The following is a 22,367-nucleotide window of genomic DNA, read 5'->3' as shown; positions in this document are numbered from 1 at the left end:
GACGGCCGAGAGATTGAACCTATATACTTTGCATGTAATTAAATCTTGCCAGTTCAGCGCTTGGAATGCCCCGGAGATTGTAATCTATGGAACTACCGAAAACGTTGATCGAGCTTGCATATGCTATCCGCGCAACAGTACGACCCCATATTGGCTTGCAAACATCGAGGTTGGTGAAAGGGAAGTCAGTTAGTGGCGACGAGGCATTTGAAATAGATAAAATTGCAGAACAAGCTATAGACGACTTCATACGAAAGCACGAGCTTCAGGTGGCATATTATTCAGAAGACCGTGGGCTAGTGAAGTTTGGAAAACCTGAACACGTCTTAATCATCGACCCAATTGACGGCACTCGCCCAGCAATGGCAGGTTTCGAAAGTTGCGTCGTTTCCATCGCGCTTGCTCCATGTTCAGAGGATATTCGCCTCTCCGACGTAGTTTTTGGCTGCATTCTTGAAATTAAAAATGACCGATTATTTACGGCTAGCCGAAAGGGCTTTGCAAGCATTCGTGAAGGCGAGCGTGAACTACCGGTGACGCTTTCGACAAATGAGGAGTTAGACAAGATGGCTTGGACCTTCGAGCTTGCAGGTCGGCCAATCGAACTAGTGACTGATGTCCTATCGCCATTAATAGACAAATCCTCCCTGAGAGGGGGGGTCTTCGTTTTTAGTAGCACTGCATACTCTCTAACACGGCTTCTAACAGGTCAGTTGAGCGCAGTAGTCGACGTAGGAAATAGAATTTTCCGTGATTTCCCAGAGACACGCAATCGTTTCATTCAAGCCGGAATGGGAACCGTGATGGGTTTATTCCCTTACGACATCGCAGCAGCGGTGTTAATTGCTGAAACTGCTGGTTGCACCGTAACAGATGCTTATGGAAACAAACTCGATGATACATTGCTATTAAATGCATCTGAGTCAAATATTCGCAGTTGCATTGCAACATCGAACCCTCGACTACATGAAGTTATACTCTCCACCATCGAATCACGAATGGAGGAACTTTCAATTGCATAAACAAAAGACATTCGGAATCTTAATTTTAGTGGCTCTAGCCACAGTTACTTGCTCTTCCATCCACTCATCCGAATTACAACCTATCTACGACTTAAAGCGCTATGGCAATGGGCACTTACTGACCCATTTCAACTCAAAGCCAAGCAAGATTACCTTGCCACGCATTTGCAATAATCCTCTAGTATTTGAATTGGGTCGTGAGAATAAACACCTAAAGGAAATTCAAGCTCAGACCACAAAATCAAGCATTACTATCCTAGCAAAACCCCTTACGAATTATGAAATAATAGAGGCTTCCGATTTCGTTAATAACATAATTCGCTCATTGTGTGCTCAAGACCCCTCTGACTTGAGCTATAAAAAGAAGCATGAGATATTGCGGCAAAAGATAAGTGAGATCAACGCGGGGCTTGAGTCGGGCTTCAATGAATCGCTCGCCTATAATAAACGCTTGTTGACGGAAGCATATTGCGCCCTTTTGTCCATTAAATTTAAAGTTGAGATGGATTACCCATCAGAAACTAACGCAGATTATAAGATATTCGCAGGTAGAAAATTCGGAGTAAAGTGCACAATCCATAATTTTGGAAGGGAGAATATAATAAAGCCAAATGTCCGATTGTCAGTGCCAGATGAGTGGACATGTGAGCTTGATGCATCACCTAGCTTAATAGCCAACCTCAGTCCTGGCAAGTCAGCGGAGTTTGCTTATAACATTAAGGCTCCAAGAAATAGCCTCTATAGGCCAAGAGTTTTCCCAATCATTGGGGAACTATCGTTTGAACACAACGGTGTCCAAATCAAGTTAAATTATCCCTTTGAAGTGCAAATTATGGATCCATTCACGATAAGGCAAACAATTGTCAAAGCAACACCTGAAAAGCTTTTAGCCAAAATTGAGCTTAAAAATGCCTTTCCAAAACAAAGAATGGAAGACGTTACTATTTCGCCATTTTTACCAGTTAATCTATCGCTAAATCAGGAGAAAAAGACCATCAGCTTTTATCAGAAAGCCAGCTTTTACATTACATATATCCGTCCGAAAGGTGACGAACTAAGACAACGCTCGACCTGGATAAGTATATCCGTAGATGAGCATCCAGTGCGACTCAGGACTGTGGCAGAGGTGGTGCTAACGCTTGGAACAACCTCGGAAACTCGGGGCTTATGGATGAACAAATGCGACGACGGGCTGAGCGAGCCGAAAATAATTGGGGAAACCGCTTGCCGTCAGACCATGCCTAATCCCTTTAGCGCAACTCGGTATATATATTTTGGGGTGAGTGACAATATACCCGTAAGCGGAAAAACTTACATAATTGTTGACTACTATGATGGGAAACAAGGGTCATTTTCATTACAATACGACTCTATGGCAAATACAGAACCTTTTAATGGGGCATATAAAGATGCAGGCAAAACCGTCCGGTTAATGGGGAGCGGTATCTGGAAGCGCGAGACATTCGTTCTTGAAGATGCGATGTTCGCAGGACGGCAGAATTGCAACTCTGACTTCCGGCTCGTAGTGCACGATGGCGACCTAGCCGTGAAACAAATAGCAGTCTCAAAGTTTCCAGTAACCGCCGACTAAGGAAGGGGCTGACCAGTAACAGCTAGAAGTAGATACGCTCTGTACGCTGCCAGGACTATTATTATCGGGAACTCCGACTCAGTATTTGGCCTAACATCAGCACCTGCACAAAGATCAGCCCTTTAGGATCTTAACAAAGCAACTTAAAGAGGAGAAACGTTAGCTGCTTGTGGTCCCTTCGCACCATCCACGATGTCAAACTGCACAGTTTGCCCCTCGGACAGGCTTTTGTAGCCGTCCATGCTAATTGCGGAGTAGTGAACGAAGACATCCCTGCCTTCCTCGGTTTCGATGAAACCATAACCCTTGGCGTCGTTAAACCATTTTACCTTTCCAACAGGCATATCTCATACCTCCTTGCATCTTGCTGGGCAAGCAACCGCCCAGGGTTAAATAATTTTATCGCATCTCTTTACTTTAGTCAAGTATCTTTAAATCACAAATTGTAATTTTTTATATTTAAGGCCAAGGAAATTCGGGAGTGGGGGCACCAGTCAAAGCGCTAATAAGGGTCCAAATTACAGCCATACCGAACTCACCCAGTACCATTCCCAAAACCCAGGGTCTAGCCCTGACATATAGGCGCATTCCACCATAGCGAAGAATCACGGTCTTGATAAGCCATGCAACAAAGCAAGAAAACCAAAAAACAGTCATAGTCCATGAAATACATAGGGCATAGCCAAGTGGATGAAATGGCCACCAATAGAACATAGCACGCATGTAAGCAAGAAATATAGTGAAAACTACGCCAACAATGAAGAATACAGGCGCCTGCCATGTTCCTGGGATTGAGTTCGCCATGTGGCTCTGATATTCGGAGAACGCCCAAACTGGGTTGCCTTGGTATGTATACCAATACATGGTGAGTGCGCCCTTGGAATACGGCAACCACAGCTGGATAACCCCGGCAATTACGAGCGCCGCGAGGATTGCGATGACAAATACAGGAAAGAATGCCCTACGCCGAACATTCGCACCATCGGAAATTTTCAAACCATCGAGGAAGCCGGTTAGCAGTAACCCACGCTGGTCGCGCAGGAATGCTGCGTCAAAGAAAGCAAGCATTGTCATATTTCCGGGGCCTAGGGAGTGGACAGGCGCAAACAAACGGTAGAAATCAACAGGCCTAAAGGAGGTTTCAGTCATTAGCATGCCAGCTTCTGCTGTACTCCGCGCCATTACGAGCGCAATTACAAAAATGAAAACGCCGAATTCGAGAAGTGCTATCCAAAACGACATTCCAGCTAAATAAGACCAACCGATGATTAGCGCGAAACTAATCAACAATCCCCAAAAAGCTACTGAGTAAGGCATCAGTTCATCGCCGTCATCCACCTTTCCAGGGCCTATTGCCGCTTGAACAACCTTCTTGAGGTGAGGGATAGCAACATAAAATAGATAGCCCGCCAGAACAACATATGCGCCCGCAACTTGGTAGCCCACGAAGAGGTGGGTACCGTACATTGGCATTCTATACAAATCCATGCCAAACGACGCCGCAATAACTCCTTGAATACGTGCAAGAATTGCGAAAACCCAAAGCGCGAAGAGCAAATCCGATGGCAACAGGAAGAAAAAACCAATCGCTGCAAATGAGAAATATACGGGCGTAAAATACATTTCCGTCCATGGCGGATTTACAAGATATTCGTTTAGAGTTTTATGCAACGGAATTTCCGGCACGTTCGGATACCAATTATGCAAGCCATTAAATCCGAATACCAACACCGGCAGCGCAATTCCACCCCATAAGAGTTTATTCTTAAGCAATGGCCGCGACTGATCTTCCTTAACAAGCTCAAGAGGTGGCTGGACGAGTGGGAATGAAAGTTTCTCGTTGTCCACCCACTGTCTTCTAAGAATTGTTGCCAAACAAAGGAATGCAAAAATGACAAGAAGTACAAGGACACCCCAAGCAAGAAATGGCGTAATCCATGCATCCCATGGGACAGCTTCTCCAGCTCTAAGCCGCTCGTAGAAACGCAATGCCACAAACTGTTTTGCTTCACCCTGGGGGTCAAATGGTACAACCCACTTCTTGATATAAGGGTAGAATAGTTCCTGCCACCTATTAGTTGAGTTTGCAAAATAATTTGGAGTAACTAATAAAGGAATAATCTTCTCCATTATGCCGCGCGAGGAAATCATCGAGGCAACCAGCATCATACAGTAAATCATCATCAACTCGCCGGCGGACAAGCCAAATTTTCTTCGGAGCCTCTGCATTCCTTTATTGAGCAAAACTATGAAAAAGAATATACCGATAACAGCAGGCGGCATTTGAAGAAAACCAATTTGGATGCGCATGATAACCAACTCGGCATATGAAACCACAAAACAAGTGGCGGCAACCAATGTAAGGCCAATCATGAGCGCTCGAAAAGATATACCAATCCGCCCGCTTTGGTATTCCGACACGCTGGTATTCGCCTGTCGCCTAATTTCCTCCCTGTTTGCTTCCATTACCATGTTTTCTCGCAGACGTAATCCAGGCGCCAATTGTAGAAGGAAATAATCATTCCCTCGACAGGGGCCATAATATCGTGGTTCCTTTCGAAGAGGATATGAATAGAGTATAGCTATTGAACCAGGCGCATGTCAATGGCCAGCTTACGCTAGCATGCTAGGTTATTCTATATATGGCTGGAGCATTTCCCAAGTGATGCTGCCTATGCGAAGCACCCGAGGTGGTGTTTCCGTTACATCAAGGACGGTTGACGAAACCTGAATTTCGGTGGGACCAGCATCAATGACAAGCTCAATCTTTCCTTCTAAATAGGTCAGCACCTGCTCCGCGGTTGTTGGAGGAGGTTCGCCGGAAGTATTAGCACTTGGGGCTACGATTGGCGTCCCCGCCCTTTTAATTAAAGCAAGCGCAACCGGGTGGTTTGGAATGCGCACGCCGATATTACCTGTTCCAGCAGTTATGAGCTTAGATACCCGAGGAGATGCGCGCAGTACCAATGTAAGCGGACCAGGCCAGAAGTGCTTCATAAGCCGCTTCGCTATATCTGAAATCTCTACAGCAAGCGAAGAAATATCTTCAACAGCTGCTATTTGCACTGGCAGTGGATTATTTTTAGGACGCCCCTTGACCTCAAAAACCCGTTCCACTGCCCTCTCATTGAAGGCATCAGCACCTAATCCGTAGACTGTTTCCGTCGGGAAAGCCACTAGCTCGCCTCGTCTGATTGCCTGTGCCCCTTGGAGAATCACCTGCGGGTCGGGACTCTCTGGATTAGTTTTTAACACAAGTGTGCGCATTGTATTTACCAATCACCACCCTTTCCAAGCCACCCGGGTCGCATATTGAACGTATATGTGTGAATCCTGCTGAGGCTAGTATTGCCTTCACGGCATCTGACTGCCCGAAGCCGACCTCCAAAATCAGCAGACCACCCGGTTCCAAATATGATGGTGCCTCACATGCAATTCTCCTGTGGTACTCAAGGCCGTCGGGCCCTCCATCTAGCGCCACCAGTGGCTCATATCGAAAAATTTCTGGCTGAAGATTTGGAATCTCGTCGGTAGGTATGTATGGCGGGTTTGAAACAATGACACTAAAGGTCAGACCTGCCAATGGCTCGAGAAGGTTTCCCAGCCGAAGTTTGATTCTCTGTGCCAAAGCGTGTTTTTCCACATTTCTGTGTGCAACCTCAAGTGCTTGCTCGGATGAATCCGTACCAAAAACCATCGAATCGGGAACTGACTTCGCCAATGCGATTGCAACTGCGCCGCTTCCTACTCCAATCTCGGCGACCATTGGTGACGCAATGCCTCTAAGAGCTGAAAGTGCAGTCTCAACCAGGACTTCGGTTTCCTGCCGAGGAATTAGAACTGCCGGCGTGACCTCAAGGTCAAGTCCATAGAATTCTTTATGACCAATTATGTAAGCAAGCGGAACCCTTTGTTCGCGAAGGCGAAGCCAAGACTCAAAATGGCCGACAACTACGTAATCAAGAAGTTCCTCTGGATGGGCAAATAGATATGACCTTGGCACACCCAATAATTCTGAAAGCATAACCTCGGCATCCAGTAGAGGAGTATCTACTTCGACTTTTTCGAGAACGGCAACGGCTTTGGTGAGGATTTGTTTGATTGTTGGCTTGAAGGTAGTTTCAGTTTGCATTAGCTTAAGCTGCTTCTTCTTCACCCTTCAGGCGCTCAGCTTGATCTGCGCTAATCAGCTGGTCTACCATTTCCTGGATGTCGCCATCCATAAAGCTATCAAGCCGATAAATTGTGTAGCCAATTCGGTGGTCTGTTACGCGTCCCTGAGGGAAATTATAAGTGCGAATTTTATCGCTTCTATCTCCGGACCTTACCATGCTCCGCCGCGTCTCGGTAATTTCATTTTGTTGTTCACGAGTCATGCGTTCGAGAAGATGTGCGCGTAGCATGCGCATTGCCTTTTCCTTGTTTTGGAGCTGAGAACGCTCATCTTGGCAGGTAACTACGATGCCGGTAGGCTTATGGGTAATGCGGATGGCGGTTTCGTTCTTTTGAACATTTTGTCCCCCAGCGGAAGAAGACCTGTAGGTTTCTATTTCAAGGTCGTCTGGGTCTATCTCAACTTCAACTTCTTCTGGCTCTGGCAAGACGGCTACAGTCGCTGCTGATGTATGAATGCGTCCGCCACTTTCCGTCTGAGGAACGCGCTGGACGCGGTGAACACCGCCTTCAAACTTAAGCATACTGTATGCGCCTTTTCCTTCGACCGCCATTATCGCTTCTTTAAAACCACCGATACCAGTTTCATTAGCGCTCAAAAGCTCAGTTTTCCAATGTTTTCGCTCAGCATACCGAGAATACATGCGAAGCAGGTCGCCTGCAAAAAGCGCAGCTTCCTCGCCACCTGTTCCAGCTCGGATTTCAATAATGACGTTCTTTTCGTCGTTAGGGTCCTTCGGCAGGAGCATGATGCGGAGTTCTTGCTCTAACTGACGCTCTTTCTCTTTAAGCCTATCCAATTCGGCTTGCGCCAGGTTGCGCATTTCCTCGTCGAGTTGTTCGCGGAGGAGCTCCTCAGTATCTAGCTTTTCCTGATGCGTGCGTTTATATTCCCGATACTTAGTCACAATATCGGTAAGGTCAGCGTGCATCTTGGCTATCCGCTGGTACTCCTTTGGGTCAGCCAGCAACTGCGGATCACTTAGCTTATCAGTTAGCTCATCGTATCGTTGTTCTACTTCTTGTAGGCGTTCAAACATAGTCAGCTACACAATTTTTCCCACGAGTTGATTATTAAGCCGCCTGTGGAACTGGAGAGCCAGACTCACGCTCCTTATCCAGAACTGCCTCGAGCGCCCGCAGTGCGACTTCAACCTGGTCATCCGAAGGCTGGCGAGTTGTTAGTTTTTGAAGCAGCAAGCCTGGTGCAAGGAAGAAATTAACAACTTTCGAATCCTTATGCCTCCCTGCATATCTTATAGCTTCATATGCCAAGCCTGCAAGAACTGGCAAGAGGGCTAGCCGAGAGATAATTCTAAGATACCAGATGTGATGCCAGCCCAGAAATGCAAAAAGAAAAATGCTCAATACCAGCACAAGGAGTATAAAACTTGTTCCGCATCGCCGGTGAATTGTTCCATACTTTGCGAAGTTCTCAGGAGTAAGCTCAAGCCCGGCTTCGAAGGTGTTTATCACTTTGTGCTCCGCGCCGTGATATTCGAATACCCTGCGAATATCTTTCATCAACGAAATAGTAGCCACATAGCCCACAAAAAGCGCAAAGCGGAAAATCCCTTCAGCAAGATTTAGTAGCAGACTGCTCTTGACAGCTTTTTCAAGTAAGCCAATTACAACATGTGGAAGGATAACAAACAAGCCTACTCCAAGCCCAAGACCGAGAACAAGCGTTCCTCCAATAGCGATATCATTTACCGTGCTCTTCTTTTTTAGTTCGCTTTCGCCAGCCGCTCCTACAAGGAATAAAGCGCTCGATAGGACGATGCTTTTCAGTACACCAAATAGCCCGGCCATTGTCCCTTGTCCTCCCTTTTGTTTCTTGGGATTTGCATTCTCAATGTCCTCCATTGCTACATTTGCAGAATACATAAGCGATTTTATCCCAAGAACCATAGCATCTATAAGCGCCAAAGTGCCGCGGAGGAAAGGCTTGTTTAGCCATTGGAACCTGCGAAGTAAGGATTCCACACTCTCCTGTTGGACGACTATTTCCCTATTCATCCTGCGGCAGGCCACGGCAAAAAACCGGGGGCTTCGCATCATAACGCCCTCGATAACCGCCTGCCCACCATATTGAACGTTATTTTTCTGCTCTGCCAAGGGTTTAGCTCTCTACCTTTTCCTTCTTCTCTTCTGACTTTTCTTCAGACTTCATGCCGTATTTCTGAAGGAATTTGTCTACACGACCCTCGGTATCAACTATTTTTTGGCGGCCTGTAAAGAACGGATGGCATACCGAGCAAATCTCAACCCGAATTTCGGGTATCGTTGACCGAGTTTCAAACGTGTTGCCACATGCACAAATCACTTTGCAGGGCCTGTATTCAGGATGTATTCCTTTCTTCAATCTTATCTCCCCTTAAAAAGTTGTCGTAAACTATCGTAAAAAATCCACCGGGCCGCGGAACCAAGTTCTAAGCCCCGTGGAACGCCGTTATTATAACATATTCCATCCTTCTTGGCAATGTATTGCTCTCATGTAAATGCCCAAAACGTTCAAGAACTACATGCAAGCGGTAATATTGTTTGGAGTTCACCATTTTAGGATGAATGGGGTATACTATGAAGGATGAAATTGCCCGGAGGCGAAAAGATGATTGACTTGATAAGTGACACCGTTACATTACCCACTCCCGAAATGCGAAAGGCAATGGCGGAAGCGGAAGTGGGCGATTCGCAGCGAGGCGAGGACCCAACTGTCAATGCCCTTCAGGACGCCATATGTGAACTCTTGGACAAGGAAGCCGCGCTATTCCTGCCTTCTGCAACTATGGCAAATCAAATTGCTTTCAAAACCCACACCAAACCAGGTGATGAAATAATCATGGATTGGCGCTCGCATGCAATCCAATTTGAAGGCGGCGCACCAGCGTTTCTTTCCGGCGTGTCAATATATCCACTCCACGGCGAACGGGGCATCTTTACCGAGGAAGACGTTCTTGCCGCGCTGCGGCCAGACGACCCCCATGCGCCGAGAAGCAAGCTGGTTTCGGTTGAGCAAACCCAGAACCTTGGCGGCGGGGCAATTTGGCCATTGGGGAAGTTGATGGCAGTCGCTGACATTGCGCAGCAACATGGCTTATCTGTACATATGGATGGGTCACGCCTAATGAATGCCGTCGTCGCAAGCGGCATCTCGGCGAAAGAATATGCATACCCAGTAGATTCGGTTACACTGTGCTTTTCAAAGGGGCTAGGAGCGCCAGTTGGAGCTGCTCTTGCAGGTGAAAAGGACTTCATTAAGGAAGCGCGCCGCTACCAGCAGGTATTCGGTGGAGCAATGCGACAAGCCGGGATAATTGCCGCTGGGGCACTCTATGCTCTCCGACACCATGTTGACCGGCTGGCTGAGGACCACGCAAACGCTAAGCTCCTTGCCGAACGCCTAGCGGATGAGGGGATTGATATCAAGCCTGACGACGTCGAAACGAACATCCTCTTCTTCCAAACCAACAGCATTGGCATGACTGCTGTAGAGTTTACACAAAAAATGCGCGAGCGAGAAGTTCGAATGGGTGCATATAAAGACAACCGCGTCCGTGCAGTAACACATCTGGGAATTACTCGAAAAGACATTCTGGAAGTTGCAAGAAGAGTCCATGAAATGCTAATAGACGAGCGACTAAGGCGATAAATTAGAAATCTACCGATAATGTTTAATTCTCCTAATAGCACGGAAGTAGATATGTATGAGCATAGGAAATGACGCCACGCAGGAAGCTCGTCCACATAAACTTCAAGGTGGCGCAGAGGAAAAGCAAAACCTCAAGAGCGCTATTAGAGAGCTAGTATTTGGTGCAGAAGATGGCCTCGTTTCCATTCTCGGCCTTGTAACAGGCGTAGCTGCTGGAACTACAAGCTCGCAGGTGGTTCTACTAGCTGGCACAGCTGGCGCCATCTCAGGGGCAATCTCGATGGCAGCCGGTAATTACCTCGGCGTCAAATCTGAAATTGAAGTCCTCCAACGACAGCTCCAAGAGGAAGCCCAAAGCATCAAAGAGCACCCAGAACATGAGCGAGCAGAACTTATAGAATACTATCGTCAACATGGCATGACGCCTGAAGAACTCAGAATTTGTGTGTCAGCTGTCACTCGCAACCCAAATTTTCTAATGGAGGAAATGGCAGCTCATGAATATGGAATCTCGCCAAAAGAGCTAAAGAACCCCATGTGGAGGGCATTTTGGATTTTTATGGCATATATCTTGGCAGCAATATTCCCGGTCTTGCCGTATGCTTGTTTCCCACATGACTTTGCACTCGTAGTCTCCATTATTGGGACGGTTATAACATTATTTGCCGTAGGTGCGGCAAAAACAATTTACACTCGGCTCAATCCAATAAAGAGCGGGCTTGAAATGCTCGGCATTGCAGCTCTTGCCGGCATAGCAGGTTTCGTGGCCGGTCATTTTACAGCCGCCTCCAGTATGTGACCTCGCAACCTCATATCAGCTCTCCCATTCTGACAGTAGAACAAAACTCAGCAATCTATTGAAACATTATGCGTGCAAGAAGCGTATTATTTTAAAATGACTTTCAAACCAACTAACTCAGTAACCAAGTATGTGATTCCATCGCTGAATAAGGTATAATTTATTTAGGACTTGTTCTGCACAAATAAGGAGGCATTAAATGAAGCGACAACTCCCAACCATTTTGCTTGCAATTCTCTTGCTATCATGCTGGAATTTGACAATTAGCGTGCGGGCGTATGGCGCAGAGTTCACTACAAAAATCTTCCGTGCTGCTGCAATTGGTCTTGCAGTAGACGCTGCAGCCCTACAACTAGACAAATTTATTCGTACTGTAACGTTTAACAATGGTGTCCCGGTTGGAACGACAACAAAAGTCGTGCCCATCCTAAGCGTAGGCGAAAAAGGATATGTTGGTGCCGCACAAGTAGCCGGACCGGATTCTTATGTAAAAAGCACAAAGGCAGTATGGCTTTACGAAGACAACTTCAGCAACAATGAGTTTAGACTGAAGGTTTACGTGCCAACTAGTAGTTTGAATCCACTGGAACTCAAACGCACGCAGAAGGTTGGAATTTCTGCAATCATTGATGTTTCGCTTGACGGACAGTGGAAAGGTCAAACTATCAGTCGAGGCGTAGGGCCTGGCGAAATCCTAAAAGCAGGAGTCGTGGCAATTGCCATCAATGCTGCCGCGGACCCGCTCAACAAGGCAATAAACTCAATTACCAAAGGTCTAGATTCCAACACAAAGGTTGTTCCTATTGCCACTATTGGCGACAAAGCATATATCGGCGGCGTGCAGGTTTCCGGTCCAAGCAAGGAAGTAAAGGCAGTGAAGGCTTGCTATCAGTATGAAGAAATCTTCGACAATGGTAAATTCAGAATCAAGATTTTTGTCCCATCGGATTCTACCAGTCCGCTAAAGATAAAGCGTATCGCCGGCGTTGGGGTAACAGCACTGATTGACACAAGCATAGCCGACCAGCAAAGAATCCGAGAACGCCAAGCTGACTGGTACAAATTAAAGCCAATATACCACCCTCTTGAAGATGTTCTCGGAAACAGATTTAGAAGCGATATAATCACCACCGAACGTCATGACCAAGGTCTCCACAAGGGCTGGTACATTGGCAAAGGCAACCTAAGAAAAAGGATAACCGGAATCTGGATAGACCGTTATCAGGCTCTTGACCCTAAAGATCGTGAAGACTTCGTCGTGTGGTGGAATATTCATTATAAAGATAAACCCGAAGAGCTAGAAGCAAGATGGCGAGAATGGATTAGAACTCGAGAGGAACTGCGCGAGAAAGCCAGATATCGCTTGGAAAACGATGAAGAAAGAGAAAAGGACAAAGGCAAGAGCAATAACAAAGAAAAAGGTGTCGGCAAAGGCAAAAAGAATTAGGCTGGGTTAAAAAAGCGGCCTCTCCCGAGCAAGAGGCCGCTTTTTTATTTATTGATAGAGTGCCAAAACGAGTTCTCTGATCGCTCCCTTAAGAAAGAAAGTGCCTCTATAAGCGTTGGAATCCCCGGCCTACCACCTAGCTTAGTACATTTCATTGCGGCCACAGCACTTGAGAACTCGACTATCTCGCGGTATGGCCAATTGCTAAGAATTCCGAAGGCAAATGCGCCGTGAAAAACATCGCCAGCTCCTGTTGTATCAATTACATTTACTTTGAATGCTGGCTGGTGAAACGTACCTTCATTGGTTGCATATACACAGCCGCGCTCTCCAAGGGTTACAACCGAATAACGCCTTCGCCCAGACAGCATAACCTGCGCAGCTTCGTGAGGATCTTTCTTGCCAGTATATTCCCGTGCAAAACGCTCGGAGGCAATTAAAGCATCTGTGTGTTCCGCAAGCTCCACAGATGCTTCACGAACACTGCCTGCATCATAAACAACTGGTATGCCTACCTCATTCGCCAATTTAGCTGCTTTCACAGCGGCCCAAGTGTCGTGTCCGTCGGTTAGCAATACACGGCAGGAGGTGAGTACACTGCTATTAAGTTCTTCTGGCCGCAGAGGCGCAACACCCGAGCGAGTCCAGAATATTGTCCGCTTTCCCGTATGACGGTTAATAACAATAAAGGCGAACTGAGAACTAACGCCCTTTTGGACTATGACGTGCTCAGTGCAAACTCCTTCTTTTGCAAGCTCGGCCAACATGAATTTTCCAAAGTCATCATCGCCAACTTTGCCCAAAAACGCAACCTGTGCGCCAAGCCGTGCAAGCGCAACGGCCGCAGTCGCAGCGGGGCCACCTCCTTGCTTGCTGAACTGCAAAAGTTCAATCTTCGTATCTTCTTCAGGATAATGAGGCACAATTCCAAGATAATCCGTTGCGCTGTATCCAAGGCAGATTACATCAAACTCAGCCATTTGCATTCTTTTCATGCCATATTAGGCTTGCAGCCCCAAGAAGCCCCGCGTTATTTCCCAGCTGTGCTTTAGTTATACGAACTGGATCTTTCTCGCGTCTTAGGCTATGCTTCATTGCAATCTCCCAAGCAGGCTGAAGCAGTAGATCACCCATCTCCGCCACGCTTCCGCCAACAACAACAAGCTCTGGGTTGAAGAGATTGAGCAAACTCACTAATCCCCAGCCGAGATATTCGCCGGCTTCACGGATAACCTCAGTAGCAAATCCATCTCCAGCCAACGCTGATTGCGCTAGGAAAAATGCTCCCATCTTGTGATTTGAGCGAATCATGCGAATAAGCTGGGTGTCCAGCTTTCTCTCTTCTGCTAACTCAAGTGCACGATTCGCCATTGCTGTACCAGAAGCATATGCCTCTAAACATCCATGACTTCCGCAGTTGCAAGACCGGCCATCACAGTCAATAACCATATGGCCAATTGCCCCTGCAGCACCCATTGCTCCTTGAACAAGCTTGCCATCGCAGAATACCCCGCCGCCGATGCCTGTACCGATTGTTAAAAGAACAAAATTCCTCGACCCACGAGCAGCCCCGAACATCCACTCGCCTAATGCTGATGCGCTTGCATCATTAATTACTCGCACAGGAAGACAGAAACGTCCCTCCAGAATACCTTTAATTGGCATCCCAACCCAACCCGGGAGAAGAGGCGTGGCTGAGAAAACAACGCCAGTTTCCGGATTGATTTGTCCTCCCGTTGCGACTCCAATGCCTTCGATTCCGGCTTGCGATGACGAGACCAGTTCAGCAATGAGCTCCGCAACGCGCTCCATGACCGCTTTGCCACCCTCAGCCGCATTCGTCGGCCTCTCCAATAGTCGGATAACGTTGCCCTGCCGGGTAACAAGGCCGCCCGCAATTTTTGTTCCACCAATGTCAATTCCAATGGTAAGCTTGCTCATCTTCCATTTGTGGAGTTAGATTCATGGATTGCTTCTTCCTTCATCCACAATATCAGACTTGCTACTCCTGGCATTGGTTGGTTACAAAAACATTTAAGTAAACACACTGATTAATTTGCTGAGCTCCACAAGCTCTCGAATAAACCGTTGTTCGATTGCATACTTTGCGCTATTATGTTCGATCTACTATTTTCACACTTTCTCCCTTTCGGCTAATATGAGGCTGATAGTTTCCTCGGTACTATACCGCTTGATTTTGGCATCCGATTTTAGGAGGAAAACAAAGATGAAAAACAAACTTGGACACCGCCGCATCGGCCGACGAACACTTTTAAAGGCTTTTAGCATAATTAGCACGGGAGTAGCAGCTGGAATGTTTCGCCGGAATAGCTTATCAGCTGGTTCATCCAATTACTCAGCCTCAACAAGCAAAATTCCAATCATAGATATCACCGACCTTTACCATCCATACCAGGACCCAGGAGATAATTTTGACTTGATTGCCGCATATGGATTGCCCGAAGTTGACTTAAAAGCAGTAATCCTCGACGTCACAGACGAGTATCGAAAACCCAGTGATCCCCGACAAAAATCCGAATATCGTGATGAAACTGGTCCGCGCGATCCTGGAATCATCCCCGTCATGCAACTCAATTATATATTCAATCGCAATGTTCCCTTCGGCATTGCGCCATTTACCCGCATGAAGTCGCCGGATGATAAGATGCTCGACGTACCAAAGTTTCAACAATTTGGGGTTGAGCTTATCCTCAAAGTTCTCAAAGAGTCAGAACAAAAGGTCGAAATTCTTTCTTTTGGTTCAGCGAGACCGCTGGCGGCTGCATACAATCGCGAGCCTAAGTTATTGCGCGAAAAAGTCAGAAAAATCCATCTTTCGGCAGGTTCATCCTCGCCAGAGTTCTTGGAATGGAATGTGATGCTAGACCCGAAAGCCATTGTATGCCTCTTAAGCTCCGACCTTCCAATCGCTATTTACCCATGCGGTACAGGCAAAGGTGCATTCGATCTCGGTCCAAACAACAGCTATTATCTACTTGAGAACCTAAATTTCATAAAACAAATGGATTCTAAATTGCAAAGATATGCGGCATATTCATTTGAACGATTAACCCGGCCTGACTTCATCAACTTCCTTGAAGAAGATTTACCTTTGGAAGTGCTGAACCGAATTTGCATTCGTCGGCACAATGTTTGGGAAACCGCTTTATGGGCGCAAGTTTCTCGCAGAAAGCTAGTCCAGCGTGCAGACGGGACATACCGTCTTATCCCCCAGTCTGAGATAAAACCAGGTGATATTGTTCTGCCAAATAACCTGCTTTCATGCAAAATCAAAGTGCGCGAGGACGGCATCTTTACATTTGAGAAAACAAAAGAAAAATCAAATTTCGAAATTTACGAACGAGGTGACCCTGAAACAAATCAAAAGGCTATGCGGGAGGCACTAGCTGCTTTATACATATCGTTCCACCCATCTTTATCGCCTAAAAAAAAGTAGGTTTTACTTTATTTCACAAAAGTGATACACTTTAATCAAGACACACCGCCTATGAAGAACAAGCAGCGAAAGTCCGATAATCTTAACGTCTCGCTGGTGATGCACACTATGAAGAACGAGATTACCCCTGAAGTTCTCCAACAAAAATTGGCTCGCGCACTGAAAGCCAAGGCTGTGCTGACGGAAAGAACAAAGCAGCTCCAGCAACAGATAGATGATTTTCGCAGGCGTGAAGAAGTAATGAATCACATAGCATACGAGCTGCTTGAACGCCAGCGAGAGGTCAATTATATGCTTCACCGTGCAAGCTCTGTTCTTCATCAACTTCAGGACACTAATTTGGCAATAGAAGGTGAATTAAAACAACTTAAAGGCGAACTCCCCGAGCCAGAAGACCCGAAGTGGGAAGAAACGGTTGCCAAAGTCAACGAGCTTTTTGAGAAGAGTCGTAAGCTCGCAACAGAAGTACAAAATGAAATCACGCGCGGCATATTTAAAGAAGAGCCCCTGGAATCTGTGAAATTTACGGAGACATTGACTTCAAATAAAACAAGTATAAATGCTCAAGAGCAGCGTGAGATTAAAGACGCTCAAGCCCAAAACGAAGCAGAGACGGTCTCAAGCGAAGATACAAGCAAAGCTTTGGAGGTAACAGGAGAGCAAAGCGAAGCTACAAAATTGGAACGGTCACCTGAGAAATCTGCGAACGAAGAGGACCTAATCGAGCAATTTTTCCGGAGTATTCAGTGCGACGAAACTGGCCGAATCGCTGGAAAAATGGAAACCGCAAAACCAAAACGAGGGCTAATGAGCCGCCTACGCCAATTTTTCCACATTGGCACATAACTCGGAAAATGCATCATTCGACATTAGCCGCCTACCCGCTTGTTTCGCATAAACGACGTCGGTCCACCAATTGGTGGTGTCTTTTGTTCTCTTTTTGAGCTTATAATTGGTGGCGCTCCCCCAACTGTAGGCATAGATGTGGTGCTTCCCTCGGCTAAATTAAACAGGTTCAATAAACCGGTGATCTCCAAAATCCTGTATACTCGCGAGTTCTTGCACGACAATATAAAGCGAACGCCTCGTTTTTCAGCTTCGACCCAAATTGCGACAAGTGCAGCAAGGCCGGTGCTGTCTATGTATTCAATTTGGTCCAGATTTACAAGAAGCTTTTCTACATTATCAATCCACGAATCCACTGCAAACAAGAGGCGGCGGCTTGTATAAGAGTCAAGATCTCCTATTAGCCTGAGTACTCTGGTCGTCCCAATCTCGTTTACCCCAATTTGAAATATTTCCTTACTTGTCATCTTAACCTCCAATCTTCGCAAGCAGCTATCGAATTGAGTAAGTAAGTGTTACCGAAGCATTTATGGTAACCTCCCCAGGAAAAATAGGCGTTGGTGTGGTTGCAGTGGGAGCAGCAGCCCCAAGCCTATAGAAAATGGGAGGTGGGACGACCCCCACACCGCCTTGCTGAATAGACCGTACCTGTACTAGTCTTAACCCAAGTTCGTTTGCCATGGTACGAGCATTTTCTCTCGCATTTGCAACAGCTGCTTTTAGGGCTTGCTGTTTGGCAACAGAATCATTCTGCAAAACAAAATCCACACCTTGGACTTCGTTAGCTCCCGCCACGACTGAGTCATCGATTATTCTCGGGACAAGATCAAGTTGTCCAGTTCTAACAGTCACGATATTGGTAACGCTATAGCCCACAATTGGAGGCTGACCTTGCTGAGAGCTTCCCTCGGGAAAGCGACGTACTGGCGAAATCTGAAACGTAGATGTTTCAATATTCGCGGCCGGAATGCGAAGTGTTTTAAGAGCAGCAGCTATGGCATTTGCCTTCTTCGCATTCTCTTCTCGAGCTTTGGCAGCAGTTTTTGCCTCGCTCTCCACGCCAAGCCGAACAATCGCAAGATCGGGGCGAACCCTCACTTCGGCATTGCCAGATGCCGTTAACAAAGGAGGCTGCCTATCGGAAGTAAGCTGTGACCAACAACATGAAGGCGCTAACAACGCTAATAATATTAGAGCAATAATAAAGCATGAAACCAGCGATTTGTTAACAAACGTTTCAGACATAGTCGGTCAGCCTTTCCGCTGGGTGCGAAAATTTGCGAATGGGGAGGATACCAAAAGTTTCATCCCCTGCTTCGGTGCTTCTTAAACCAATCCGTACCGGATGCAGATTTTCCTCAGGTTTACCAATGCAAAAACAAAAAGGCAGGAACAAAAGCAGACGTAGGATACCTTCTATCAGCAACTATAAATTACCAGCATCTGCCGGACCCCGTGCTTCAGGTTTTACTCACTTCTCTTGCCCGCCCACTCGACATGGGCGGGCAGTCAGTGAGTTACCATACACGAGGTCCGGCAAATGCTGCCAGCCTCCTGCTTATTTTAATATATCCATATTGATGGGAAATCAAACTTTAGGCGTTACTGTCTTCTTCAGCAGGCTCAACATGGGTAACGATTGTAACATTTTCGAGCTCAGACCGAATTTTATCCTCCACCTCTTCAGCTAGCTCGTGAGCGGTTATGAGGCTCATATCGCGAGGCATTAGTAAATGAACGTCTATGTGGCGCTGGGCGCCTGCTTTTCGCGTTCTGAGTTTATGAAAATCGAGGATTCCGGGTTCTGATTTGATAATTTCAACGATTCGCTCCATTTCAGCCGCTGGAAGTCGGGAATCCATCAAAGGCCCAACAGCTTTCCTTGAAAGCTGGATGCCAATCCAACCAATCCATAGGGCAACGCACAGACCAATTAAGCGGTCGAGAATCACGAAATTGGTCAAACGAACCAGAATCAGACCCAAAAGCACGCCTAAGGAAGTATATACATCAAGTCTAAGATGATGGCCATCAGCTTCAAGTGCAATCGAATCTGTCTGCTTGGCGACACGGAAAAGGTTTGCTGACACAAGAAAATTCGCCACAGCAGAGACCAACATTATAGCCATGCCAAGGTCAAGACGCTCCACTGGAGCATTAGTTATAATACGCTTGATGCTTTCATACACTATGTATGCGCCTGCTACAATAATCAAAAGGGCCTCAACCGTGCCCGAAAGGTTTTCAAATTTACCATGGCCATATGCATGCGCTTCGTCTGCAGGTCGGTCGGCAAAAAGCACCGCAATATAGGCAACAATGGCGGCAATTAGGTCCACTGCCGAGTGCACAGCCTCAGCAAGGATGCTCATTGACCCACCAAGGATGCCTATGGCTCCCTTCGCCAGCACCAACAAGACGTTCGATATTATTGATAGTCTCGCCGCACCAGTTTTATTCATGTAGAAACTTTTTCCATCATTTTTCAAACAAAAAACCTGCGGGTACAAATGATGAAGTAGTCCCGCAGGTTCAACCTGCTGCTTGTTAACACAAGCCCGGCACCATCCCTTTAATGGGATCGCCTGTTCTAACGATATGTTTTCGCATTTATGAGATTTTTCGATAATATTATAGGCAACCTACATAATCAAGTCAAGGCAAAATCTTACTTCCAAATGTTTCTTGACACACTTACCCTTGTTTGCTATACTTTCCGCGTTTCAGGAAAAAAATAATCTGGTGAACAGATGGAACGCACACTCGTGCTAATCAAGCCGGATGCTTTTGAGCGCAGGCTGGTTGGCCAAATTATTAGCAGATTTGAAAATCGCACTTTTAAAATCAAGGCCCTAAAGCTCATACGGCCTTCCAGAGAGCTGGCTGAGCGCCACTATGCAGCTCATAGGGGCAAACCGTTTTATGAGCTAGCGGTAAGCTTCCTAACCTCCGGTCCTGTAGTTGCAATGTTATTAGAAGGTGAAAATGCAATTGAAATTGTGCGAACAATGACCGGAGCAACCGAGCCTTGCAAAGCACAGCCAGGCACGATTCGAGGCGATTATACCTTGAGCATAACATACAACTTGTTGCACGCTTCTGATTCTCCAGAGAATGCGGAGGCCGAGATTGCAATCTGGTTCAAACCAGAGGAAATACTGCCGTAACCTTCCAGTCGGAACCCCAGCTAAAAGATGGCTTGCTTTGTCTTTAGAACCAGCCTCTTAAGGTTAATATCGCAGGCGCCCAATATTAGGTAAAATCATTCAGGAGTGTGTACAATGTGGAAACTTACACGCAGAGAATTCCTCAAAGGAGCTGCCGCTGGAATCGGCATATACAGCGCAGCTTCACCATCTCTTGGAGCCATTGCAGAAGAAACTTCCAAGAAATCCCGCATTGTCATCGTTACAAGCCCAAACATCATCGTGGATAGAGACAAAAACACCAACACTCCATCAAAACTCCGAATGGAATCAGTAGGCGAAGTTGACCCCAGCCTCGACCAGAAGGTTTTAAACTCAATGGTCGCAGAGGGTATCAAAGCATTTACTGGGGAGAAGACAGAGTCGGGTGCATGGAAAAAGCTATTTAAGCCTAATGATATCGTTGGAATAAAAGTCAACTGCCTATTTTCAGTTGGCGCATCCACCCATCCAGAAGTGGTGGCATCTTTAATAGCTGGCCTTCGAAGTGCAGGTATTCCAGCGGCAAACATCATCGTATGGGACCGCAACAATCGAGAAATGAAGAGCGCCGCCTTTGTTATCAATAATAGCGGTTCAGGCGTCCAATGTTATGGAACAGAAGGCAACTATGAAGATGAGCCAACACAAATGGGCAGTTTTAACGGCCGCTTGAGCAAAATATTAACGCAAAAGATTACCGCACTAATTAACGTACCAATCCTCAAAGACCATAGTATCTCTGGCATTACTTGTGCAATGAAAAACCACTATGGGTCGCATAACAACCCTGGCGACCATCATGCAAACGGCTGTGACCCCTATTTGGCTGACTTAAACTCTGTTCCGGCAATCAGAGAGAAAACAAGGCTTATCGTCTGTGATGCAATTAAGCCCCAATGCCACGGCGGACCTGGATACAGACCCGATTTTGTTTGGGAATACAAATCGCTTCTTTTTGCTGCTGATCCCGTGGCTCTTGACTTTATGGGCTGGCAAATAATCGAAAAAAGGCGTGCCGAAATTGACCGAAAGCCACTAGCACAGGAAGGGCGTCCAACAAAATTCATCGAAACCGCCGCTTCAAAGGGGCTAGGCACAAATGACCCAACCAAGATGGAAATAATTAGAAAAGTTGTTAATGTCTAGCGAATGCGGGTAAGCTGAATTCTCCATTAGTTATTAAGTATTATGGAGGATAAAATGGAAAACAAATACAGTCGTCGGGAATTCTTAAGGCGTGCAGGCATAGTAGGTGCATCAACCTGCGGATTTCTTTTAGCAGGTGATGAGCTCCTCGACATCTTAGAAGAAGCCAAAGCCGCCAGGCAACCAACATTGAGCATTGCATCCAAGGGGTCTCCGGAGCACCTTGTAAAAAAAGCAATTGATGGACTCGGCGGAATTAGAAAGTTCGTAAAAAAAGGAAGCAAGGTTCTCATCAAACCCAACCTTGCGTGGATTAGAACTCCAGAAACCGCCGCAAACACAAACCCGCAGGTACTTGCTGGCATAATTAAGTTGTGTAAAGCTGCTGGCGCAAGCTCCATCACAGTATTTGATCACAGCTGCGATAACGGACCAGCAGCATTCAAAGCTAGCGGCGCCGCAAAAGTCGCATCTGATTTAGGCGTTCAACTTATTTCTGGCCACAGCAGAAGCCTATACAAGAAAATCAATATTCCGAAAGGCAAGATTTTGAAATCCGACGAATGCGCGAAACTCATACTGGATGCTGATTGCTTTATCAATGTACCCATTGCTAAAGTTCACGGCGGCGCAGGAATAACAGCGAGCCTAAAAAACATGATGGGCACAAATTGGAACCGACAGGCATGGCATCAAAACGGCCTCGACCAATGCATCGCCGACTACTCCACTGCCGTGAAGCCCGACCTAATTATATTAGACGCCGTCCGCATACTGCTAACCCGTGGCCCAAAGGGGCCGGGGGAGACAAAAGATGTTGGCCAGGTGATTGCGTCCACCGACCCAGTTGCAATTGATGCATATGCCGCAACACTTTTGGGCAAAGAACCATCAAGCATAGGCCATATCACCGCAGCCGCTGCCCATGGTTTAGGTCAAATAAATCTGAAAAAAGTAACGATTAAGAAAGTATGAATATATGGTTGAAGGCTTGAGTATAATCGAGATTTCCAATTTCGCGGAGAGCCAAAAACCAATGGTACATC

22 protein-coding genes are annotated in these 22,367 nt (G+C 46.6%); 10 read left to right on the top strand and 12 right to left on the bottom strand.

What is annotated here, in order from left to right; all coding sequences use genetic code 11:
* The first annotated feature begins 86 nt into the window (after positions 1-86).
* Positions 87-1,022, top strand: coding sequence for a hypothetical protein (locus K6T99_01355; GenBank protein ID MCL6518455.1), 936 nt, complete (start codon positions 87-89; stop codon positions 1,020-1,022).
* Complete coding sequence (locus K6T99_01350) at positions 1,015-2,613, top strand: hypothetical protein (GenBank protein MCL6518454.1); 1,599 nt, start codon at positions 1,015-1,017, stop codon at positions 2,611-2,613. The genes K6T99_01355 and K6T99_01350 overlap by 8 nt, the downstream gene beginning before the upstream one ends.
* Before the next feature lie 143 nt (positions 2,614-2,756).
* Here the strand turns inward: K6T99_01350 and K6T99_01345 are convergent, their stop codons facing one another.
* From K6T99_01345 to rpmE, 7 genes are all read right to left on the bottom strand, one after another.
* Positions 2,757-2,957 (bottom strand): cold shock domain-containing protein, encoded by a 201-nt coding sequence (locus tag K6T99_01345; protein MCL6518453.1) that lies wholly within the window; start codon positions 2,955-2,957, stop codon positions 2,757-2,759.
* Between the two features lie 115 nt (positions 2,958-3,072).
* Entirely contained in the window at positions 3,073-5,079 is a 2,007-nt protein-coding gene (locus K6T99_01340) for a hypothetical protein (protein ID MCL6518452.1), read from the bottom strand.
* 165 nt (positions 5,080-5,244) lie between these two features.
* Positions 5,245-5,880, bottom strand: a complete 636-nt coding sequence (locus K6T99_01335; protein ID MCL6518451.1) for a threonylcarbamoyl-AMP synthase — start codon at positions 5,878-5,880, stop codon at positions 5,245-5,247.
* The gene (prmC, locus tag K6T99_01330; GenBank protein ID MCL6518450.1) at positions 5,855-6,745 is read right to left on the bottom strand and encodes a peptide chain release factor N(5)-glutamine methyltransferase; all 891 of its coding nucleotides are present in this window, start codon (positions 6,743-6,745) and stop codon (positions 5,855-5,857) included. Before prmC ends, K6T99_01335 begins: the two co-directional genes overlap by 26 nt.
* Positions 6,746-6,749: 4 nt before the next feature.
* Positions 6,750-7,826 carry a peptide chain release factor 1 gene (prfA, locus tag K6T99_01325; GenBank protein ID MCL6518449.1) on the bottom strand — a complete coding sequence of 359 codons (1,077 nt, stop codon included), beginning with the start codon at positions 7,824-7,826 and terminating at the stop codon, positions 6,750-6,752.
* A 34-nt stretch (positions 7,827-7,860) separates the two neighbouring features.
* Entirely contained in the window at positions 7,861-8,847 is a 987-nt protein-coding gene (locus K6T99_01320) for a DUF1385 domain-containing protein (protein ID MCL6518448.1), read from the bottom strand.
* 61 nt (positions 8,848-8,908) lie between these two features.
* Positions 8,909-9,151 (bottom strand): 50S ribosomal protein L31, encoded by a 243-nt coding sequence (gene rpmE, locus K6T99_01315; protein ID MCL6518447.1) that lies wholly within the window; start codon positions 9,149-9,151, stop codon positions 8,909-8,911.
* Positions 9,152-9,397: 246 nt separating this feature from the next.
* Between rpmE and K6T99_01310 the strand changes: the two genes are divergently transcribed.
* The 3 genes from K6T99_01310 (at position 9,398) to K6T99_01300 (ending at position 12,684) form a co-directional block, all read left to right on the top strand.
* Positions 9,398-10,438, top strand: coding sequence for a low specificity L-threonine aldolase (locus K6T99_01310; GenBank protein ID MCL6518446.1), 1,041 nt, complete (start codon positions 9,398-9,400; stop codon positions 10,436-10,438).
* 55 nt (positions 10,439-10,493) lie between these two features.
* Positions 10,494-11,237, top strand: a complete 744-nt coding sequence (locus K6T99_01305) for a VIT1/CCC1 transporter family protein (protein MCL6518445.1) — start codon at positions 10,494-10,496, stop codon at positions 11,235-11,237.
* Positions 11,238-11,436: 199 nt separating this feature from the next.
* Positions 11,437-12,684, top strand: coding sequence for a hypothetical protein (locus tag K6T99_01300; protein ID MCL6518444.1), 1,248 nt, complete (start codon positions 11,437-11,439; stop codon positions 12,682-12,684).
* 44 nt (positions 12,685-12,728) lie between these two features.
* On the opposite strand, the gene K6T99_01295 is transcribed toward K6T99_01300, so the two are convergent.
* Together K6T99_01295 and K6T99_01290 are read right to left on the bottom strand one after the other, a co-directional pair.
* On the bottom strand, positions 12,729-13,679 hold the full coding sequence (locus tag K6T99_01295) for a sugar kinase (GenBank protein ID MCL6518443.1): 951 nt from the start codon (positions 13,677-13,679) through the stop codon (positions 12,729-12,731).
* Positions 13,657-14,625 (bottom strand): ROK family protein, encoded by a 969-nt coding sequence (locus tag K6T99_01290; GenBank protein ID MCL6518442.1) that lies wholly within the window; start codon positions 14,623-14,625, stop codon positions 13,657-13,659. Before K6T99_01290 ends, K6T99_01295 begins: the two co-directional genes overlap by 23 nt.
* Before the next feature lie 286 nt (positions 14,626-14,911).
* On the opposite strand from K6T99_01290, the gene K6T99_01285 reads away from it, so the two are divergent.
* Positions 14,912-16,141 (top strand): hypothetical protein, encoded by a 1,230-nt coding sequence (locus K6T99_01285; GenBank protein MCL6518441.1) that lies wholly within the window; start codon positions 14,912-14,914, stop codon positions 16,139-16,141.
* Between the two features lie 108 nt (positions 16,142-16,249).
* Positions 16,250-16,987 (top strand): hypothetical protein, encoded by a 738-nt coding sequence (locus K6T99_01280; GenBank protein MCL6518440.1) that lies wholly within the window; start codon positions 16,250-16,252, stop codon positions 16,985-16,987.
* Positions 16,988-17,010: 23 nt separating this feature from the next.
* Here the strand turns inward: K6T99_01280 and K6T99_01275 are convergent, their stop codons facing one another.
* The 3 genes from K6T99_01275 to K6T99_01265 form a co-directional block, all read right to left on the bottom strand.
* Positions 17,011-17,454 (bottom strand): STAS domain-containing protein, encoded by a 444-nt coding sequence (locus K6T99_01275; GenBank protein ID MCL6518439.1) that lies wholly within the window; start codon positions 17,452-17,454, stop codon positions 17,011-17,013.
* Between the two features lie 25 nt (positions 17,455-17,479).
* Entirely contained in the window at positions 17,480-18,232 is a 753-nt protein-coding gene (locus tag K6T99_01270) for an SIMPL domain-containing protein (GenBank protein ID MCL6518438.1), read from the bottom strand.
* A 350-nt stretch (positions 18,233-18,582) separates the two neighbouring features.
* Positions 18,583-19,449, bottom strand: a complete 867-nt coding sequence (locus K6T99_01265) for a cation diffusion facilitator family transporter (GenBank protein ID MCL6518437.1) — start codon at positions 19,447-19,449, stop codon at positions 18,583-18,585.
* A gap of 288 nt (positions 19,450-19,737) precedes the next feature.
* On the opposite strand from K6T99_01265, the gene ndk reads away from it, so the two are divergent.
* The 3 genes from ndk (at position 19,738) to K6T99_01250 (ending at position 22,296) form a co-directional block, all read left to right on the top strand.
* The gene (ndk, locus tag K6T99_01260; protein MCL6518436.1) at positions 19,738-20,154 is read left to right on the top strand and encodes a nucleoside-diphosphate kinase; all 417 of its coding nucleotides are present in this window, start codon (positions 19,738-19,740) and stop codon (positions 20,152-20,154) included.
* Between the two features lie 114 nt (positions 20,155-20,268).
* Entirely contained in the window at positions 20,269-21,321 is a 1,053-nt protein-coding gene (locus tag K6T99_01255) for a DUF362 domain-containing protein (GenBank protein MCL6518435.1), read from the top strand.
* Between the two features lie 54 nt (positions 21,322-21,375).
* Positions 21,376-22,296, top strand: coding sequence for a DUF362 domain-containing protein (locus tag K6T99_01250; GenBank protein ID MCL6518434.1), 921 nt, complete (start codon positions 21,376-21,378; stop codon positions 22,294-22,296).
* Positions 22,297-22,367: the final 71 nt, after the last annotated feature.

This window comes from Armatimonadota bacterium, assembly GCA_023511795.1.
Lineage (GTDB): Bacteria > Armatimonadota > UBA5829 > DTJY01 > DTJY01 > JAIMAU01.
The sequence above is the reverse complement of the archived record's forward strand: the minus strand, read 5'-3'. Positions and strand labels throughout refer to the sequence as shown.